Below are 16,170 nucleotides of genomic sequence, written 5' to 3'. Positions count from 1 at the left end.
ATGAGCACCATCCCCGCGCAAGAACTTCCCTCCATTCCCGCCGACGGCATGGCCCGTCTGCATGCCCTGATGGCCGGCGGGCGGCGCAAGCTGTTGGGGCTGGTCGGCGCTCCCGGTGCGGGCAAGTCCACGCTCGCGCTGGCGTTACTCCAGGCGGTGGGCGCGAGCCGCGCGCAGGCCGTGCCGATGGACGGTTTTCACTTGGCCAACGTCGAGCTGCAACGGCTCGGCCGTGCCGGCCGCAAGGGCGCGCCCGATACCTTCGACAGCGCGGGCTACGTGGCGCTGCTGCAGCGGCTGCGCGAGCAGGGGCCGGACGACCCCATCGTCTACGCCCCCGAGTTCCGCCGAGAGATCGAGGAGCCGATCGCTGGCGCCATCGCGGTGCTGCCGGAGACTCAGCTGGTGATTACCGAGGGCAACTATCTCCTGCACGACGACGGCCCCTGGGCCGGCGCGGCGGCGATGCTCGACGAGGTCTGGTACGTCGACATCGACGATGCGGTGCGCGAAGAGCGTTTGCAAAAGCGCCACCAGCAGTTCGGCCGCAGCGCCGAGGCGGCGCGCGACTGGGTGGCCCGAACCGACGCGCCCAATGCACGGTTGATTGCCGCGACGCGCGTGCGTGCGCACCACGTGCTGCACTGGTCCTGAAAAATTCTTGCGCCGCGCTGGGAACGCCGGCGCCCGGCGATGCTCGAAAACCTCGCCGGCGGAGACGCCGGTTAGGATTCGCCGCGCCATGACTATGTCCCTTCGCTTCTCATCTGCCTTTTCCGTCGTTCGCGCTCCGGTTCTGGTCCTCGGCCTGTTGTCGGCCCTATTGCTCGCCGCTTGCGGCAGCAGCCCGCGCCGGGTGTCGTACGAAACCGAGGAGTTCGACTCCACCACCACCCACACGCGCAGCTACGCCGCCACCGAGGCCCAGACCTGCGAAGCCGCGCGCCGCGCCCTGCTGAGCCAGGGCTACATGATCAACGCGGCCAACCCCGACCTTGTGACGGGGCGCAAGAGTTTCCAGCCGGCCTTCGAGGTGCACGTGGAGGTCGAGTTCCGCGTGGTGTGCGCGCGCGAAGGCGGCAAGGCCGGCAAGCGAAGCACCGTGGCCTTTGCGACCGCGCTGCAAGACCGCTACGGCATCAAGAAAGTCAATAGCTCAGCCAGCGTTGGAGTGGGCGCCTTCGGCTCGCTTTCTCTGCCTTTTGCCGGCAGCGACGACGCCATGGTCAAGGTGGCCAGCGAGACGCTCACCGACGAACTCTTCTACGACCGCTTCTTTGCGCTGCTCGATCGCTTTCTCGAAGGCCAGGGCGGCGAAGAGCCCGCAACCCCCAGCGTCGCGCCCGAAGCTCCGCGGCCGTCCGCGCCACTCGCTCCCCCGGCGCCGGCCACGCCTTTTCCGGTGAAGCCGGTACCGAACCCAGGTTGAGACCGGCCTGACGCGCTCAGCGCACCAGCGTCGACTTTCCGAACAGGCTCTCGATCAGCTCCACCGCCACCTCGGCGGTCTGGTTGCGCACGTCGAGCGCAGGGTTGAGTTCCACCACGTCGACCGAGCCGAGCCGGCCGGTGTCGGCGATCATTTCCATGCACAGCTGCATCTCGCGGTAGGTCGGGCCGCCGCGCACACCGGTGCCCACGCCTGGCGCGATGTTCGGGTCCAGGCAGTCCAGGTCGAAGCTCACGTGCAGGTGGGTGTCTTCGCCCACGTCCTGCAGCGCCTCGGTCATGGTGGTGCGCATGCCGTGCTCGTCGATGTGGCGCATGTCGAACACGTGCAGGCCAAGGGTGCGAATGGCTTCCTTCTCTTCCGCGTCGACGCTGCGGATGCCGATGAAGCGGATGGCGTCGTGCTCGAGCGCCGCGCGCTCGCCGCTCCAGCCGGTGAGCACCGCGGGCCCGTGGCCCAGCAGGCACGACACGGGCATGCCGTGCAGGTTGCCGCTCGGACTGGTGGTTTCGGTGTTGACGTCGGAGTGCGCATCGAGCCACAGCACGCGCAGCTTCTTGCCGCGCTTGCGCGCATGCCAGGCCACGGCGCTGATCGAGCCGATGGCAAGGCAATGGTCGCCGCCCATCATGAGCGGCACGTGGCCGCTGCCCAGCGCGGCGTCCACCGACGCATAGACGGAACGGTTCCAGGCAATCACCTCGTCGAGGTGGCGCAGTCCGTTGGCGGGTGCGGTCCAGGGCGTGGCCGGCCCGGCGAGATTGCCGCGGTCGAGCACGGTGAAGCCCTGCCTCGCAAGCGCCTCCGGAAGCCCCGCCACGCGCAGCGCGTCGGGGCCCATGCCGGCACCGCGCACGCTGGCGCCGATGTCGGTGGGCGCGCCGATCAGTTCGAGGGTGGTGCCGTTGTCGTTGCTCATGTCGATGTGCGTCCGATGTGCTTCCAGAGATAGGCGTAGCCCAGGGCGTCCATGAAGGCCGATTCCTTGTTGTCCGCCGCCGCGCTGTGGCCGCCTTCCATGTTCTCGTAAAAGCTGGTGTCGTAGCCCATGGCGGCCAGTTTCGCGTACATCTTGCGCGCATGCACCGGGCCCACGCGGTCGTCGCGCGTCGACGTGGTGAACAGCGCCGGCGGGTAGGGCTGCCCCGGCCTGGCGTTCTCGTAGGGAGAGAACGCCTGGATCCACGCCCATTCTTCCGGATCTTCCGGGTCGCCGTATTCGGCGATCCACGAGGCGCCGGCCGACAGCTGGGTGTAGCGCTTCATGTCGAGCAGCGCCACCTCGCTCACGATGGCGCCGTAGAGCCCGGGATGGAGCGTGAGCATGTTGCCCATCAGCAGGCCGCCGTTGCTGCCGCCCATGGCGCCCAGGTGTTGCGGCGAGGTGATGTTGCGCGCGATGAGGTGCTCGGAAACAGCGGCAAAGTCTTCGCAGGTGCGCAGCCGGTTCTGCTGCAGCGCGGCCTGGTGCCAGCGTGGCCCGTACTCGCCGCCGCCGCGGATGTTGGCCACCACGTAGACGCCGCCTTGTTCGAGCCATGCGCGGCCGATGCTGCCGCTGTAGCTCGGCTGCAGCGAGATCTCGAAGCCGCCGTAGGCGTATTGCAGCGTCGGGTTCCCGCCGTCGGCCTGCAGGTTCTTCGGCGCGATCTCGAAATAGGGCACGCGCGTTCCGTCCTTCGAGGTGGCGAAATGCTGGCTCACCCGATGGCGCGAGGCATCGAAGAAGGCGGGGCTGTCCTTCAGCGGCTCGGGCTCGCCCTGGCCGATGGTGCCGACGTAGAGCGTGGTCGGCTGCAGGAAGCCGCTCACGGTCAGAAAATAGTCGTCGTTCTCGTCTTCGTCGATGCCGCCGGCCGCAATGGTTGAGAGCTCGGGCGCGCCGCCCAGGCTTTCGCGCTTCCATTCACCGGATTGCGGGGTGAGCACCTCGAGCTTGTTCACCACGTCGTGCATCACGTTGAGAATCAGGTGGTGGCGGGTCCACGAATGGTCGTCGAGCGCGGTGGTGTCGTCGGGCTCGAACAGCACCGTGATCTCGCGCTTGCCGGCCATGTAGTCGTCGAACTTCGTCGCCAGCAGCGAGCCCGGCTTGTAGGTGGTGCCGGCCACGGTCCAGGGGCTGCGGGGCTCGACCAGCATCCACTCGCGCGTGATGTCGGCATTGGCATCGTCGGGCACGTCGATCTTCGCCAGCCGGCCGTCGCTGCCGCGCAGCCAGGTTTCGCTGTCGTAGAAGTCCATCTGGCGCGAGACGAAGTCGCGCTCGAAGCCCGGCGTGTTGTCGCGCCAGGCGCTCACCGTCATGTCGTCCATGCCGCCTTCGTACACCACCTGCGCGCTCTCAAGCGGCGTGCCGCGCTTCCACTCCTTGACGATGCGCGGATAGCTGGAGCTGGTCATCGAGCCGGGGCCGAAATCGGTCGCCACGTAGAGGTGGTCGATGTCTTTCCATGCGATGCTGTTCTTGGCCTCGGGCAGCGTGAAGCCCCCGGAGACGAACTGCTTGAGCTCGAGGTCGAACTCGCGCACCACGTCGGCATCGGCACCGCCGCGCGAGAGCGAGACCAGGCAGCGCTTGTACTCGGGCTGCAGGCCCTCTGCGCCGTGCCAGACCCAGTTTTCCTTGTCGGCCTCGGCCAGCGCATCGAGATCGATCACCGTTTCCCAGTCGGGCTGCGGCTTGCGGTATTCGGCCAGCGTGGTGCGGCGCCACACGCCCTTGGGGTTCTTCTTGTCGCGCCAGAAGTTGTAGAAGAGCAGCCCGATCTTGCGCACCATCGGAATGCGCGCATCGGAGTCGAGCACTTCGAGAATGCCTTGCTCCATGCGCTCGAAGGCGGGCGATTGCGCATAGCGTTGCACGGTCTTGGCGTTGTGCTGCCGGGCCCATGCGAGCTGTTCGGCGCCGTCGATGTCTTCGAGCCACAGGAACTCGTCGGTCTGCGTGGAAGCGATGGATGTCATGGGCCCAGTGTACGAATCCGGCGTGAAGTGGGCATGTCTCGCGGCCCGGCGAAAGCTATTGAATTAATAGCGCACCGCGCAGGGGTCTCGGGACAAACCCGCGTTCAATGCTTTAGCCCCGATTCGCAGGGCTGTGCACGGGTATCCTGCCGAACGGCGCCTGCGCACACAAGGAGACATGACACATGAAACACCTGAGCGGTCTTGATGCCACCTTCCTGCATCTGGAGACTCCCGAGATGCCGATGCACGTGGGCTCGCTCAACGTGCTCGACCTGCCCAAAGGTTACAAGGGCGACTTCTACGAGGACGCCAAGCAGTTCATGGCCAGCCGCATCCACCTGGCCGACGTGTTCACGCGCAAGCTCGCGCTGATGCCCTTCGACCTGACCAACCCGGTGTGGGTGGAAGACGACGACATCGACCTGGACTACCACGTGCGCCACATCACGCTGCCCAAGCCCGGCACCAACCGGCAGCTGCAGCAGTACGTGGCGCGGCTGCATTCGACGCTGATCGACCGCAGCCGCCCGATGTGGGAGTTCTTCATCATCGACGGCCTGAAGAGCGGGCAGGTGGCGCTCTACACCAAGGTGCACCATGCGGGCATCGACGGGCAGGCCGGCGTGGCGCTCGGCAAGGCCATCTTCGACCTCGAAGCCACGGGCCGCGTGGTGAAGCCGCCGCGCTCACGCCCGCGCAGCAGCGGCTACCAGCTGGGCATGGCCGAACTCGCGACCGCGGCGCTGCGCAACACGGCGCAGCAGTACGTCAAGCTCTTCAAGATGGCGCCGGCCATTGCGCGTGCGCTGGGCGGCCTCGCCAAGCCCGACGAGAAGGCGGCCGAGAAGAACGCAGCCACCGCGCCCAAGAAGTTCAACCTCTTTGCGCCGCGCACCTCGCTCAACGTGTCGATCACGAACCAGCGCACCTTTGCGGGCCGCACCATTTCGCTGGCCGAGACCAAGCACATCGCCAAGCACTTCGGCGTGTCGCTCAACGACGTGGTGATGGCCACGGTGGCCGGCGCGCTGCGCCACTACCTGGCCGACAACAACGAGCTGCCCGCCAAGCCGCTGGTGGCCGGCGTGCCCGTGAGCCTGCGCGAAGCCGGCGACGAGACCGCCAACAACCAGGCCAGCATGATCCTCGTGAGCCTGGCCACCGACATCACCGACCCGGTGCAGCGGCTCAAGGCCATCAACGCCTCGTCGACCAGCTCGAAGTCGACCATGAACCGCTTCAAGGCGGTGATCCTGGACGACTTTCCCACCTTTGCCGCGCCCTGGCTGGTGTCGGGCATCGCCTCGATGGTCGGGCGCTCTGGGCTCGTGAACCTGCTGCCGCCGGCCGCCAATGTGGCCATCTCCAACGTGGCCGGCGCGCCGTTTCCGATGTACTTTGCAGGCGCACTGGTCACCAGCTACTACCCGGTCTCCATCGCGAGCCACGGCACGGCGCTCAACGTCACGGTGCAGAGCTACAACGGCCGCATGGACTACGGTCTCATCGCCTGCCGCCGCGCGGTGCCCGACATCACCGAGATCGGCGACTACCTGCTGGCCGAGCACCAGCTGCTGATGAGCCTGACGCAGAGCCACCCCGCGGCAGCGCCGAAGGCCGCGGCTCCCGAGCCGGCACCTGTCGCGAAGGCAGCGGCCAAGCCCGCCTCCAAGCCCGCGGTGGAACCTGCCGTGAAAAAGGCCGCAGCCAAGAAGGCGCTCCCGGCGAAAGCCCCTGCAGCCAAGGCGCCGGCGGCCAAGACCGCCGCCAGGAAAGTGCCCGCCAAGGCGCCCGCTGGCAAGGCGCCGCCGCGCAAGCCCGCCGCGCCGGCCAAGCGCGCCAGGGCCGCTGCTGCGGCATGATCGGCAGGCCATGGCCGGAAAATTGGGGCAGTTGGACTAGTTTTCCGACGGTTCTAGCTTTTCAGGCCTAGGCGCTCTGGAAGAAGATCACTCCATCGCAAATCCGCGACCGATCAATCAACTTCCAGGAAATCCACATGACCACGCAAGCTTCTTTCTCTTCCGCAGCCATCCACGTCATCGGCCAGTACAACGACGCCGGCAAGACCCTGGTGGGTGCCTATCGTGCCGGCGTGCATCGCCTGCTCGGCGGCGCTGCTTCGCGCTACAGCGAATTCCTGGGCAGCCGCCAGATTCCGCTGGTGAGCGAACAGGTCAAGGCCAACCTGATCGGCGCGCAAGAAAAGATCAACGGTTTCCTGGCCAACCGCCTGGACATCGACACCGGCCGCATCGTTTCGGTGATGGACCGCGTGGCCGCGGGCACGACCAGCGGCATCGAAGCCGTGGCCGGCCGTGTGGCGGGTGTCGAATCGCCCATCGTCACCTCGGTGGTCAAAACCCTGAACGCGCTGAACCAGCCGATCGCCAACGTGTCGGTGCAGATCGCCGACAAGGTGGTTGCCGGTGCCAAGCAGATCGAAGTGCGCGTGAGCGGCACCGAAGAAGCCAAGACCGTGCGCACCGTGAAGGCCAAGGCCGCCGCCGCCAAGAAGCCGGTTCGCCGCACCGCTGCCCGCAAGGCAGCCTGATCCTGGAGCAAGAACGCATGGCGACCCGTCCCGACCCGACCCCAAATCTGCAAAAGAAGAGGGCGGCGGCGCCTGCGAAGAAAGCCTCCACGGCCAGGAAAGCACCCGCAGCCAGGAAGACGGCTGCGCCAGCGAAGAAAAAAACTGCTGCTGTCACACCACCCGAAGCCCGTCCGGACCCAAAGGCCGGCGGCGCCGAAGGCCTGCTGCGCGCGGGCCTGAAGGTGCTTGGCAACGTGCGCAACGACGTCGCCAAGCGGCAGGCCAACGTGATCGAGGGGCTGCTGGGCATCGGCCAGGTCAAGCCCGACGTCGCCAATGGCGCCAAGGCGGCGATTCCGCGCGGCTTTCCGAGCCTCGACAGCTTTGGCCTTCGCAAGTTCGAAGACGTCTTCGACCAGCGCGTTGCCACCGCATTGCAGCGGCTCGGCATGCCCAGCGCCGAAGAGGTGCAGGCCTTGCGCGAAGAAGTGGCCCGGCTGCATGAACGCCTCGCCCAACTCGACCCCAAGAACGCCGGCCCGCGCGGCAGCGGCAAGCGCTGAGCATCGGCCCAGCGAAGCACCGACGCACGCAGCAGCCGGTTGTGGCCAGTTCCAACACCACGCGCGATCGCATCCTGCAGGCCAGCCTTGCGCTGTTCAACGCGGAAGGCCTCGCGGCGGTGTCCACGCACAAGATCGCGGCCGAGCTCGGCATGAGTCCGGGCAACCTGCACTATCACTTCAAGGCCAAGCAGCTGATCGTCGAGTGGCTGTTCCGGCGTTTCGAGCAGCGGCTCGAGGTGCTCGACGGGTCTTCCGGTGCGATCACCGCCATCGACGACCTCTGGCTGGCGCTGCACCTGCGCTTCGAAGCCATCGACCAGTACCGGTTCATCTATCGGGACATGGCCTTCCTGGCCAGCGAATACCCCACGCTCGGGCAGCGCGCGCAGGCGCTCACCGCGCAGAACCTGCTGGCGGCCCAGGCGCTCTGCGAAGGGCTGGTGGCATCGGGCGTCATCGAGACCAGCGCCGAGCAGGCGCGCATCCTTGCGCTGCAGATGGTCTTCACCACCACCTGCTGGCTTTCGTTCGAACGCCTGGTGCCGGGGCGCGACGCGCTGGCGCAGGCCGACCCCGGATTGGCGGCTTTTTACACGCTCACCCTGATTTCCCCGTATGTTTCGAGCGAATCGAGGGCTTACCTTGATTACTTGCGGGGCAAATACCTCGGATAAACATCGCTGTCGTCCGACGGGGCGGTGAAACTTTGGTTCGCCATGCTCGTCCTATAGAACAAAGACCAGAAAGGAAAGCTGCCCTCATGACCACTGCAACCCGAGACCACATCGCGCCGCCATCGGGCCTGCTGATGCTGGCCGAAGCGCGCGCACTCTGGGAAACGGGTGCCGGCATCGCCATGTGGCCGCTGCTGCAGCTCACGCCGCGCGGCGACGGGCACCCGGTGCTCGTGCTGCCGGGCCTCGTGGCGGGCGACGGCTCGACGCTGGTGCTGCGCCGCTACCTGTGCAGCCGCGGCTACGACGCGCACGGCTGGGGCCTGGGCCGCAACTTCGGTCCGCGCCAGGGCGTGGAAGATGGCATGGTTGCGCTGCTCAAGTCCCTGCACGAGAAAAGCGGCCAGAAGGTCAGCGTGATCGGCTGGAGCCTGGGCGGGATCTATGCGCGCCTTCTGGCGTCGGCGCAGCCGGACCTGGTGCGCAACGTCGTGACCCTGGGCAGCCCGTTTTCCGGCAGCCCGCGCGCCACCAACGCATGGCGCGTTTATGAGGGCGTGAGCGGCCAGAGCTCGCACGACCCGCGCCGCATGAAGTTCGTGCAGCCCACGCCGCCGGTGCCCACGACCTCGATCTTCAGCCGCACCGACGGTGTCGTCGCGTGGCGCTGCAGCATCGAGAAGCCGGGACCGCAGGCAGAAAACATCGAGGTGGTGGCCAGCCATCTCGGACTCGGCGCGCATCCCGCAGTGCTCTATGCCCTGGCCGATCGCCTGGCCCAGCCGGAGGGCCAGTGGAAGCCGTTCAACCGCGGCTTGCTGGGGCCGCTGGTCTATCCCGATCCGGACCGGAAGGCCTGAAGGCCTGAGTTGGGGGCGGCGGGGCTATGCCCCTGCCCACACGTCGAGCACGTAGCGCTGGTCGGCGATCATCTGGTCCATCCAGGCTTGGCTGTCGTGGCCGTGCTCCCTCGCCAGGTCGGCGAGGGTGCGCCGCACATCGGGCTCCATGCGCGAACCGTCGCCGCACACGTAGATCACCGCCCCGGCCTCGAGCAGCTTCCATACGGCCGCGCCCTGTTCGCGAATCAAGTCCTGCACATAGACCTTGCGCTCGCCCGCGCGTGAGAACGCGGTGTGCAGCTTCATGAGCCCGCGATGCGACCACGCCTTCAGCTCCTCGGCATAGATGAAATCCTGCTCGGGGTGCCGGCAGCCGAAGAAGAGCATCGCATCGCCCAGCGATTCGCCGCGCTCGACCCGTGCCGCGCGCTCCTGCAGGAAGCCGCGGAACGGTGCAAGGCCGGTGCCGGGGCCGACCATGACGAGCGGGCGCTGCGGGTCCTCGGGCAAGCGGAAGCCTTCGGCCGTGGTTTCGCGAATCACGCCGTGCACCGTGTCGCCGGCTTCGGCGCGCGCGAGGTAGTTGGAGCACACGCCTTCGAAGGTGCCGTTGCCCGAGAGCGCCGGCGCGCTCACCACGCCCACCGTGACGCTGCAGCGCCCCGGTGTCATGCCCGGCGAGGACGAGATCGAGTAGTAGCGCGGCGAGAGCGGCGACAGCATTTCGAGAAACACCGCGAACGGTACCTGGCAGGCGCGGTGTTCCTCGAGCAGGTCGAGCAGCGACCTGCGCTTGTGCAGCACCTCGGCCTTGTAGGTGGCCTGAGAAGCGTCGTCGCTGCCCGATAACGCAGCGAGCCTGGGCTTGGTGAACGGGCACTCGGTGTGCGCCGCAAGCGTGGCGATCTGCTTGCGCGTGGCCACGTCCTGCAGTTCGACATAGTCGCCCAGCAGGCGATCGACCGCAATGACCTGGTCGACCGGCAGCGCCGTCTTGCGGCCTGAAGCGGCATGCAGCCGCACGTGCGCGGAACGATCGAACCCGAAGCGCGCCATCGCGCGCTCTACCTGGGCCGGGCTGTTGCGCGGCACCACGCTCAGGTGGTCGCCGGGGATGTAGTTCACGCCCTCGGGCAGTGTCAGTTCGACGTGGCGCGTGGAGCGGCCGCTCTCGGTGTCGCTGCCGGGGTTCTGCAGCTCGCGGTTCTCGATCACGCGCAATGCCACGGCGCCCAGCGCATCGACGAGCGCGTTCTTCTGCGGCGGGGGCAGCTCCTCGAGCGTGTAGAGCGGCTCGGCCTCGGCCGGCGTGTCGGCGCCGGATTGAATGCCGAAGGCTTTCACCAGCTGCGGCCAGAGCGCATCGCTCCAGTCCTGGAACGCGCCGTCCATGTCTTCGCGTGCATCGCCTTCGCCGCGCGGATGCACGCGCGTGGCGCCGAGCGCTTCGAGCCGCTCGTCGATGCGCCGCGGCACCGCCTGGTAGGTGGCGGCCCAGTCGGTGTTGCCGCAGCCGAAGACGCTGAAGCGCACGCCGTTGAGTGAGTCGTCGGCCTTGTCGAGCCAGCGATGGAACTCGGCGGCGTTGTCGGGCGCCACGCCGTTGTACGAGGCGCAGACGATGGCCACGGCGCCGCTGGCGGGCAGCCGCTCGGCATAGTCGTCGAGCGAAGCCACCTGGGTCGAGAAGCCGCGCAATTCGCCGGCCTCGGCCAGCTGGCGCGCCAGGTCTTCGGCCGTGCCGAGGTTGGAACCCTGCAGCACCAGCAGCGACGTGCCGTGCCGCGCGGCCTGCGGCTTGCGCGCGGTGGGTTGGGCCGGCGTCGCAGGGGTGGCGGCCGCATCGCCGTTGCCGCGCGGCCGCGTGGCCGGATCGCGCAGCAGCGCCTTGATCTTGAAGTTCTCCGGCTTGATCGTCAGGGCTTCCTTGATCTTGAGCTTGTAGTCCGTGTGATCGACCAGCGTGAAGCGCTGCAGGATCATGCCCAGCGTGAGCACGGCTTCCTGCGTCGCAAACTGGCGCCCGATGCAGGCGCGCTGCCCGTTGCCGAAGGGCTTGAAGGCATTGACCGGACGCTCGCGCTCGGCTTCGCGGCTGAAGTTTTCCGGATCGAACTGGTCGGCGTTTTCACCCCAGATGCCCTTGTCGCGATGCAGCGCCAGCGCATGCATGATGATCATGTTGTTCTTCTTGATCGTGTACTGCCCGCCGATGGTCGTGTCTTCCTTCGCGCGCATCGAGATCGCGGGCGCGGTCGGGTAAAGGCGCAGGGCCTCCTTCAGCACCTGCGTCACGTACTGCAGGCGGTTGACCTGCGCATACGTCGGCTTTTGGGAGGTGTCGGGCCCGAACACGCTGTCGACCTCGGCCTGCGCCTTGGCCAGCGCCTCGGGGTTCTTCAGCAGGAAGTAGATCGCGAAGGAAAGCAGGCCGCTCGTGGTCTCGTGTCCCGCAATGAGGAACTCGATGCACTCGTCGCGGATCATCTTGTCGGTGAGCTTCTCGCCGCTCTTCTTGTCGACGCCCGCGATCATGTAGCTCAGCAGGTCGGGCTTGGTGGCAATGTCGGCCCCGCCCGCGCGGCGCTCCTCGATGATGTCTTCCACCATCTTGTGCATGAAGCGGATGTCCTTGCGCTGCTGGGCGAGCTCCTTCTTGAGCATCAGTTCCTCCAGCGGCAGGCCGCGGCGGTTCTGCACCGTTTCGAGCGTGCGCACCATCGCATCGACGAAGGGATGAAAGCCCTCGCGGTAGAACGAATTGAAGCGATAGCCGAAGCCGCACAGGCCGATGGTGTCGAGCGTGAGCGCCGTCATGTCGCGCACCACGTCCACCTCTTCGTCGAAGTTCAGGCGCTCCCACTTGGTGACCAGCTGGTCCGCGATGTCCAGCATCATCGGGTGGTAGGCCTGCATGGCGCGCTGGCTGAAGTTGGCCAGGAGGATGTTGTGGGGCTTGGACCAGGTTTCCTCGTGCGTATCGGAAGTGAAGAGCCCGTGCGATGCGGCGCGCAACCGGCGCAGCGCGCCGCGCGTGCTCTTGTCGAAGCGCGCTTCTTCGCAGAGCTCGTCGACCAGCGCGGGCGATGAGACCACGATCACCGGCATGCCCGGCATGTCGAGCCAGTAGATGCCGCCGAGTTCCTGGGCGATCCTCCACATGTCGAGCACGGGAGAGTCCGATCCGATCGACAGCAGGTTGCCGACGAACGGCTTCTTTGCAGGATGCGGGATCGGATAGAGCGAGTTCTTGCCTGCCATGGGTTCTTGCGCCTTTGGTGTGGACCCGCTTCGGAGATCCGGGGTGTGACACCCGGAGTATCTCGACCGCACGGGTGCGCGGCAGGACGGGGTTTCCCTTAGGACGCCCCATGCATCGCGCGTCAACCGCCGGGGCGGACCATCTTGCAGTCGGAGCCCTGGGCCAACTCGTTCCCGGTGTAGACCGCGTCGGTCCGGAAGCCATAGCTGGTGCCCTCCCAGCCCGACTTGACGCTCTTGCCATCGACCGGCGCGATGGTGTTGACCACCTGCGGCAACAGCAGCTGGTGGTCCTCGGCGCGCATGCGGATGGGGCCCACCACGGAATCGAAGCGCATGTCTTCGAGCGCGTAGGCCACCTTCACCGTGTCGGTGCTGCCGGCCTTGTTGATGGCGGCGGCCAGCAGGCGCGGCGTGAAGTCGATGCGCGGCGCGAGGAAATCCTTGCCGGTCTTGGCCTTGTAGGCCTTGGCGAGCGCATCGACCCGCGGCGTGTCGGCCTGGCCCGGATGCCATTCGGCGACCCAGGTCAGCTGCCCCAGCTTTGCTTGCGACACAGCCAGCACGGTTCCGGGCACCGAGCCCGCGCTGTGGTTGAAGTAGCGCAGGTTGTAGCCCGCATCGCCTGCGGCCTTCAGCAGCAGGGTCATGTCCTGCCCCCAGTTGCCGGTAATGACCGAGTCGGCCCCGCTTTGCTTGATGTTGGCGATGTAGGGCGAAAAATCTTTCACGCGGCCGATGGGGTGCAGCGTCTCGCCGACGAACTGCACGTCGGGCCGCGCCAGGCCCACGAGCTGTCGCCCGTAGCTCGCCCATTGCTTGCCGTGGGCATAGTCCTGGTTCAGCAGGTAGACCTTCTTCACGTCGGGCGTCTTCTTGATGTAGTTGGCCAGCGCCTTCATCTTCATCGCGGTATTGGCCTCGGTCTGGAAGTGCCAGAAGCTGCAGGTCTTGCCCGTCATCTCGGGGTCGATCGACGAGTGGTTCAGCACGATCAGCTCCTTGCCCGGATTGCGCTGGTTCCAGCGCGCCACCGATTGCACGAGCGCGGTGACCACCGAGGAACCCGAACCGCCCGTGACGATGGCCTTGGCGCCCTGGTCGATGGCCGCCTGCAGCGCGCTCTGGCTTTCCTGCGCCGAGAGCTTGCTGTCGAACTGCAGCAGCTGCAGCCTGGTGCCGCCGAGCACGCCGCCCTTGGCGTTGATCTCCTCGATGGCGTATTGCGTGTGCATGAGCATCAGCTCGCCCACGTTCGCGAACGGCCCCGAGAGCGGATCGATGTAGGCGATCTTGTAGGTCTGCTGCTGGGCTTGCGATGCACCCGCAAGGGCCAGCAGCGAGGCAAGGGCGATGGGCGCCAGCGGCGCGCGGATGGATTTCAACATGTCCGTCTGTCTCCGATGTCGTTGGAAAGACTTCCGCGGAGGGCGCGGCAGCGCGCCCTTCGCTTCAACGCGGTTCTTTGGCGCTGCGCAGGCCGATCACGCGGCTCGCCAGCCGGGTGAGCTCGGCCACCACTTCCTCGGGCGAGAGGCGGCCGCCGGGGCGGTACCAGCTGTAGAGAAAACCCGGCAGGCTGCAGGCAGCGAGCGCGGTGATCTTGGTCTCGGTGAAATCCAGGTCGCCATCGCGGCGCGCTTCTTCGAGCAGCGGGCAGAGCAGGTCGTAGAAGTGGTGCGCGAGCTTCTTCTGCGCGGCGACGTATTCGGGCCGGTAAACCTGCGGCTCGCGGTACGGAAAGAAGGCGCAGGGGTGGTGCGCGATGGTGGCGCGAATCAGCCGCTCGATGCCTTCGAGCACCTTCTCGCTCGCGCGGCGCGGATCGCCCGCGGCGAAGTCGAGCGCGGTGAAGCAGTCGACCGCGGGGCGCCACGAAAGCGTTTCGAAGATCTCCTGCTTGTCGCGAAAGTAGTAGTACACGAAGGGCTTGGTCACGCCCAGCGCGCGAACGATCTGCGCCATGGTGGTGTTGGCGTAGCCCTGCGCGGCAAAGAGCTGCGCCGCAGCCTGCAGGATGCGCTCGCGCTGCAGGTCGGTGCTCTGCGTGGCCGCGCGCTGTCGGCCCGTGCCCTGGGGCAGGTGCGCCTGTGCGGCGGCGCCCGCCGAGGTTCTGGCGTTGCCAGAGGGTTTGTGCCGTGTCGCCGAAGTTATACCCATGGGTAGGATTGTTGGTGCACCATGCACTCATTGGCAAGCGCCTGCCCCGCGCAGGCGGCTATCGATAACCCTGAGGAAGTGACGCCATGGAGACATTGCCCGATCGCCCGCAACAGCCCCTGCACGAATACCTGCGCACCCATGCGCGAGAGCGCGGCGACCGCGCTGCCTGCATCTGGTACGGCCGTGCCATGACGTGGGCCCAGCTCGACCGCGCGAGCGACGCCTTCGCGGCGCGGCTGCAGGCCATCGGCGTGAAGAAGGGCGAGCCGGTGGTGCTGTTTCTCAACAACTGCCCGCAGTACCTGGCGGCGCATTTCGGCATCCAGAAGATCGGCGCCATCGTCTGTCCGTGCAGTCCGCTCAACAAGGAGCACGAGCTGGCCTACCAGGTGAACGACCTCGGTGCGCGCGCGATCGTTGCCGCCGCGCCGCTGCTGCCGGTGGTGCGCAAGGTGCAGCCGGAGAGCGCACTCGAGCATGTGTTCGTGGTGCACTACGCCGACTTGTTGCCCGACCAAGCTGCGCTCGACCTGCCCGCCGAACTGCTGGCCGAGCGCGATGCCGCGCGCAGCGTGCCTGCGGACTGCGAAGATTTCCTGGCCGTGATGCAAAGCGGCGCCGTGCCGCAGCCCGTGGCCATCGATCTCGACGACGTGGCGCTCATGACCTACACCTCGGGCACCACGGGGCTTCCGAAGGGGGCCATGCTGAGCTATGGCAACGCGCTCTTCAAGACACGTGCGGCGTCCGACTGCAACAGCGTGGCAAGCAGCGACGTGCTGCTGTCGATTCCACCGCTCTATCACATCGCCGGCATGCTGATGGGCGTGAACGTGCCCGTGCTCAGCGGCGCGGCGTCGGTGCTGCTGCATCGCTTCGATCCGCGCGCCGTGCTGCAGGCCATTGCGCAGTACAAGGTGAACTGGTGGTACAGCATCGCGCCGATGAACGTGGCCTGCATGCAGGTGCCCGACATCGCGAGCTTCGATCTCTCCAGCCTCCGGCGCAATCCGGTCACCAGCTTCGGCATCACCTTCACTGAAGCGCTGGCCGCGCAGTGGCGCTCGCATGCGCCCAACTGCACGTCGTTCGAAGCCGCGTACGGGCTCAGCGAAACCCACACCTGCGACACCTACACGCCGCATCATTCGCCGCGCTGGGGCACCCAGGGCATTGCGGTGCCGGGCGTGACCATCCGCATCGTCGACACCGAGACGCAGGCCGACCTGCCCACGGGCGAGGTCGGCGAGATCGTGCTGACCAGCCCCGGCTGCTTCAAAGGCTACTGGAACAAGCCCGAAGCCACGGCGGCGACGCTGCGCAATGGCTGGGTGCATACCGGCGACATGGGCAAGCTCGATGCGGACGGCTACCTCACCTTCATCGGCCGTATCAAGGAGATGATCAAGGTCTCGGGCTACAGCGTGTTCCCCGAAGAGGTCGAGACCATTCTCATCAAGCATCCCGCCGTGGCGCAGGCGGCCGTCATCGCGCAGCCCGACGCCGAGAAGGGCGAGGTGGTCAAGGCCTTCATCGTGCGCAAGCCCGGCGCCGCGCTCGACGCCGACACGCTCATCGCCTGGTCGCGCGACAACATGGCGAGCTACAAGGCGCCGCGTGCCGTGAGCTTCATCGACGCATTGCCGACCACCGGCGCCGGCAAGGTGCTGCGCCGGCTGCTGAAAGACAAGACCTGAAAGGCGCTCTC

General features: G+C 67.0%; 13 protein-coding genes. 8 read left to right on the top strand and 5 right to left on the bottom strand.

Annotated elements, in window-relative coordinates; translation table 11 throughout:
• Both ACJ7Z0_RS13510 and ACJ7Z0_RS13505 read left to right on the top strand, forming a co-directional pair.
• Positions 1 to 654: a nucleoside/nucleotide kinase family protein gene (locus tag ACJ7Z0_RS13510; RefSeq protein WP_434790255.1), complete on the top strand. Its 654-nt coding sequence runs from the start codon at positions 1 to 3 to the stop codon at positions 652 to 654.
• 88 nt (positions 655 to 742) lie between these two features.
• Positions 743 to 1,429, top strand: coding sequence for a DUF2242 domain-containing protein (locus ACJ7Z0_RS13505; protein ID WP_434790254.1), 687 nt, complete (start codon positions 743 to 745; stop codon positions 1,427 to 1,429).
• A gap of 16 nt (positions 1,430 to 1,445) precedes the next feature.
• On the opposite strand, the gene rocF is transcribed toward ACJ7Z0_RS13505, so the two are convergent.
• Together rocF and ACJ7Z0_RS13495 are read right to left on the bottom strand one after the other, a co-directional pair.
• The gene (rocF, locus tag ACJ7Z0_RS13500; RefSeq protein WP_434790253.1) at positions 1,446 to 2,369 is read right to left on the bottom strand and encodes an arginase; all 924 of its coding nucleotides are present in this window, start codon (positions 2,367 to 2,369) and stop codon (positions 1,446 to 1,448) included.
• A complete protein-coding gene (locus ACJ7Z0_RS13495) occupies positions 2,366 to 4,417 on the bottom strand; it encodes a prolyl oligopeptidase family serine peptidase (protein WP_434790252.1) in 2,052 nt (683 codons plus the stop codon). Before ACJ7Z0_RS13495 ends, rocF begins: the two co-directional genes overlap by 4 nt.
• Before the next feature lie 185 nt (positions 4,418 to 4,602).
• On the opposite strand from ACJ7Z0_RS13495, the gene ACJ7Z0_RS13490 reads away from it, so the two are divergent.
• From ACJ7Z0_RS13490 to ACJ7Z0_RS13470, 5 genes are all read left to right on the top strand, one after another.
• Positions 4,603 to 6,282 (top strand): WS/DGAT/MGAT family O-acyltransferase, encoded by a 1,680-nt coding sequence (locus tag ACJ7Z0_RS13490; RefSeq protein WP_434790251.1) that lies wholly within the window; start codon positions 4,603 to 4,605, stop codon positions 6,280 to 6,282.
• A 137-nt stretch (positions 6,283 to 6,419) separates the two neighbouring features.
• Positions 6,420 to 6,974 (top strand): hypothetical protein, encoded by a 555-nt coding sequence (locus ACJ7Z0_RS13485; protein WP_434790250.1) that lies wholly within the window; start codon positions 6,420 to 6,422, stop codon positions 6,972 to 6,974.
• A gap of 17 nt (positions 6,975 to 6,991) precedes the next feature.
• Entirely contained in the window at positions 6,992 to 7,519 is a 528-nt protein-coding gene (locus tag ACJ7Z0_RS13480) for a phasin family protein (RefSeq protein ID WP_434790249.1), read from the top strand.
• A gap of 41 nt (positions 7,520 to 7,560) precedes the next feature.
• Complete coding sequence (locus ACJ7Z0_RS13475; protein WP_431127063.1) at positions 7,561 to 8,196, top strand: TetR/AcrR family transcriptional regulator; 636 nt, start codon at positions 7,561 to 7,563, stop codon at positions 8,194 to 8,196.
• A gap of 86 nt (positions 8,197 to 8,282) precedes the next feature.
• Positions 8,283 to 9,056, top strand: coding sequence for an esterase/lipase family protein (locus ACJ7Z0_RS13470; protein ID WP_431127065.1), 774 nt, complete (start codon positions 8,283 to 8,285; stop codon positions 9,054 to 9,056).
• A 24-nt stretch (positions 9,057 to 9,080) separates the two neighbouring features.
• Here ACJ7Z0_RS13470 and ACJ7Z0_RS13465 read toward each other — a convergent pair whose 3' ends face one another.
• The 3 genes from ACJ7Z0_RS13465 to ACJ7Z0_RS13455 form a co-directional block, all read right to left on the bottom strand.
• Positions 9,081 to 12,299: a bifunctional cytochrome P450/NADPH--P450 reductase gene (locus tag ACJ7Z0_RS13465; protein WP_434790248.1), complete on the bottom strand. Its 3,219-nt coding sequence runs from the start codon at positions 12,297 to 12,299 to the stop codon at positions 9,081 to 9,083.
• 122 nt (positions 12,300 to 12,421) lie between these two features.
• The gene (locus tag ACJ7Z0_RS13460) at positions 12,422 to 13,684 is read right to left on the bottom strand and encodes a branched-chain amino acid ABC transporter substrate-binding protein (RefSeq protein WP_434792659.1); all 1,263 of its coding nucleotides are present in this window, start codon (positions 13,682 to 13,684) and stop codon (positions 12,422 to 12,424) included.
• A gap of 67 nt (positions 13,685 to 13,751) precedes the next feature.
• The gene (locus tag ACJ7Z0_RS13455; protein WP_434790247.1) at positions 13,752 to 14,459 is read right to left on the bottom strand and encodes a TetR/AcrR family transcriptional regulator; all 708 of its coding nucleotides are present in this window, start codon (positions 14,457 to 14,459) and stop codon (positions 13,752 to 13,754) included.
• Between the two features lie 86 nt (positions 14,460 to 14,545).
• Here ACJ7Z0_RS13455 and ACJ7Z0_RS13450 point away from each other — a divergent pair, with 86 nt between their 5' ends.
• Positions 14,546 to 16,159, top strand: a complete 1,614-nt coding sequence (locus tag ACJ7Z0_RS13450; protein ID WP_434790246.1) for an AMP-binding protein — start codon at positions 14,546 to 14,548, stop codon at positions 16,157 to 16,159.
• The last annotated feature ends 11 nt before the right edge of the window (positions 16,160 to 16,170 follow it).

The organism is Variovorax palleresanus (assembly GCF_051144945.1).
Lineage (GTDB): Bacteria > Pseudomonadota > Gammaproteobacteria > Burkholderiales > Burkholderiaceae_C > Variovorax > Variovorax paradoxus_S.
The sequence above is the reverse complement of the archived record's forward strand: the minus strand, read 5'-3'. Positions and strand labels throughout refer to the sequence as shown.

Bases quoted from the DNA above. Each gene is read 5' to 3' on its own strand.
- ACJ7Z0_RS13510 (WP_434790255.1), top strand. From the start codon at position 1: ATGAGCACCATCCCCGCGCAAGAACTTCCCTCCATTCCCGCCGACGGC.
- ACJ7Z0_RS13505 (WP_434790254.1), top strand. From the start codon at position 743: ATGACTATGTCCCTTCGCTTCTCATCTGCCTTTTCCGTCGTTCGCGCT.
- rocF (WP_434790253.1), bottom strand. From the start codon at position 2,369: ATGAGCAACGACAACGGCACCACCCTCGAACTGATCGGCGCGCCCACC.
- ACJ7Z0_RS13495 (WP_434790252.1), bottom strand. From the start codon at position 4,417: ATGACATCCATCGCTTCCACGCAGACCGACGAGTTCCTGTGGCTCGAA.
- ACJ7Z0_RS13490 (WP_434790251.1), top strand. From the start codon at position 4,603: ATGAAACACCTGAGCGGTCTTGATGCCACCTTCCTGCATCTGGAGACT.
- ACJ7Z0_RS13485 (WP_434790250.1), top strand. From the start codon at position 6,420: ATGACCACGCAAGCTTCTTTCTCTTCCGCAGCCATCCACGTCATCGGC.
- ACJ7Z0_RS13480 (WP_434790249.1), top strand. From the start codon at position 6,992: ATGGCGACCCGTCCCGACCCGACCCCAAATCTGCAAAAGAAGAGGGCG.
- ACJ7Z0_RS13470 (WP_431127065.1), top strand. From the start codon at position 8,283: ATGACCACTGCAACCCGAGACCACATCGCGCCGCCATCGGGCCTGCTG.
- ACJ7Z0_RS13465 (WP_434790248.1), bottom strand. From the start codon at position 12,299: ATGGCAGGCAAGAACTCGCTCTATCCGATCCCGCATCCTGCAAAGAAG.
- ACJ7Z0_RS13455 (WP_434790247.1), bottom strand. From the start codon at position 14,459: ATGGGTATAACTTCGGCGACACGGCACAAACCCTCTGGCAACGCCAGA.
- ACJ7Z0_RS13450 (WP_434790246.1), top strand. From the start codon at position 14,546: ATGGAGACATTGCCCGATCGCCCGCAACAGCCCCTGCACGAATACCTG.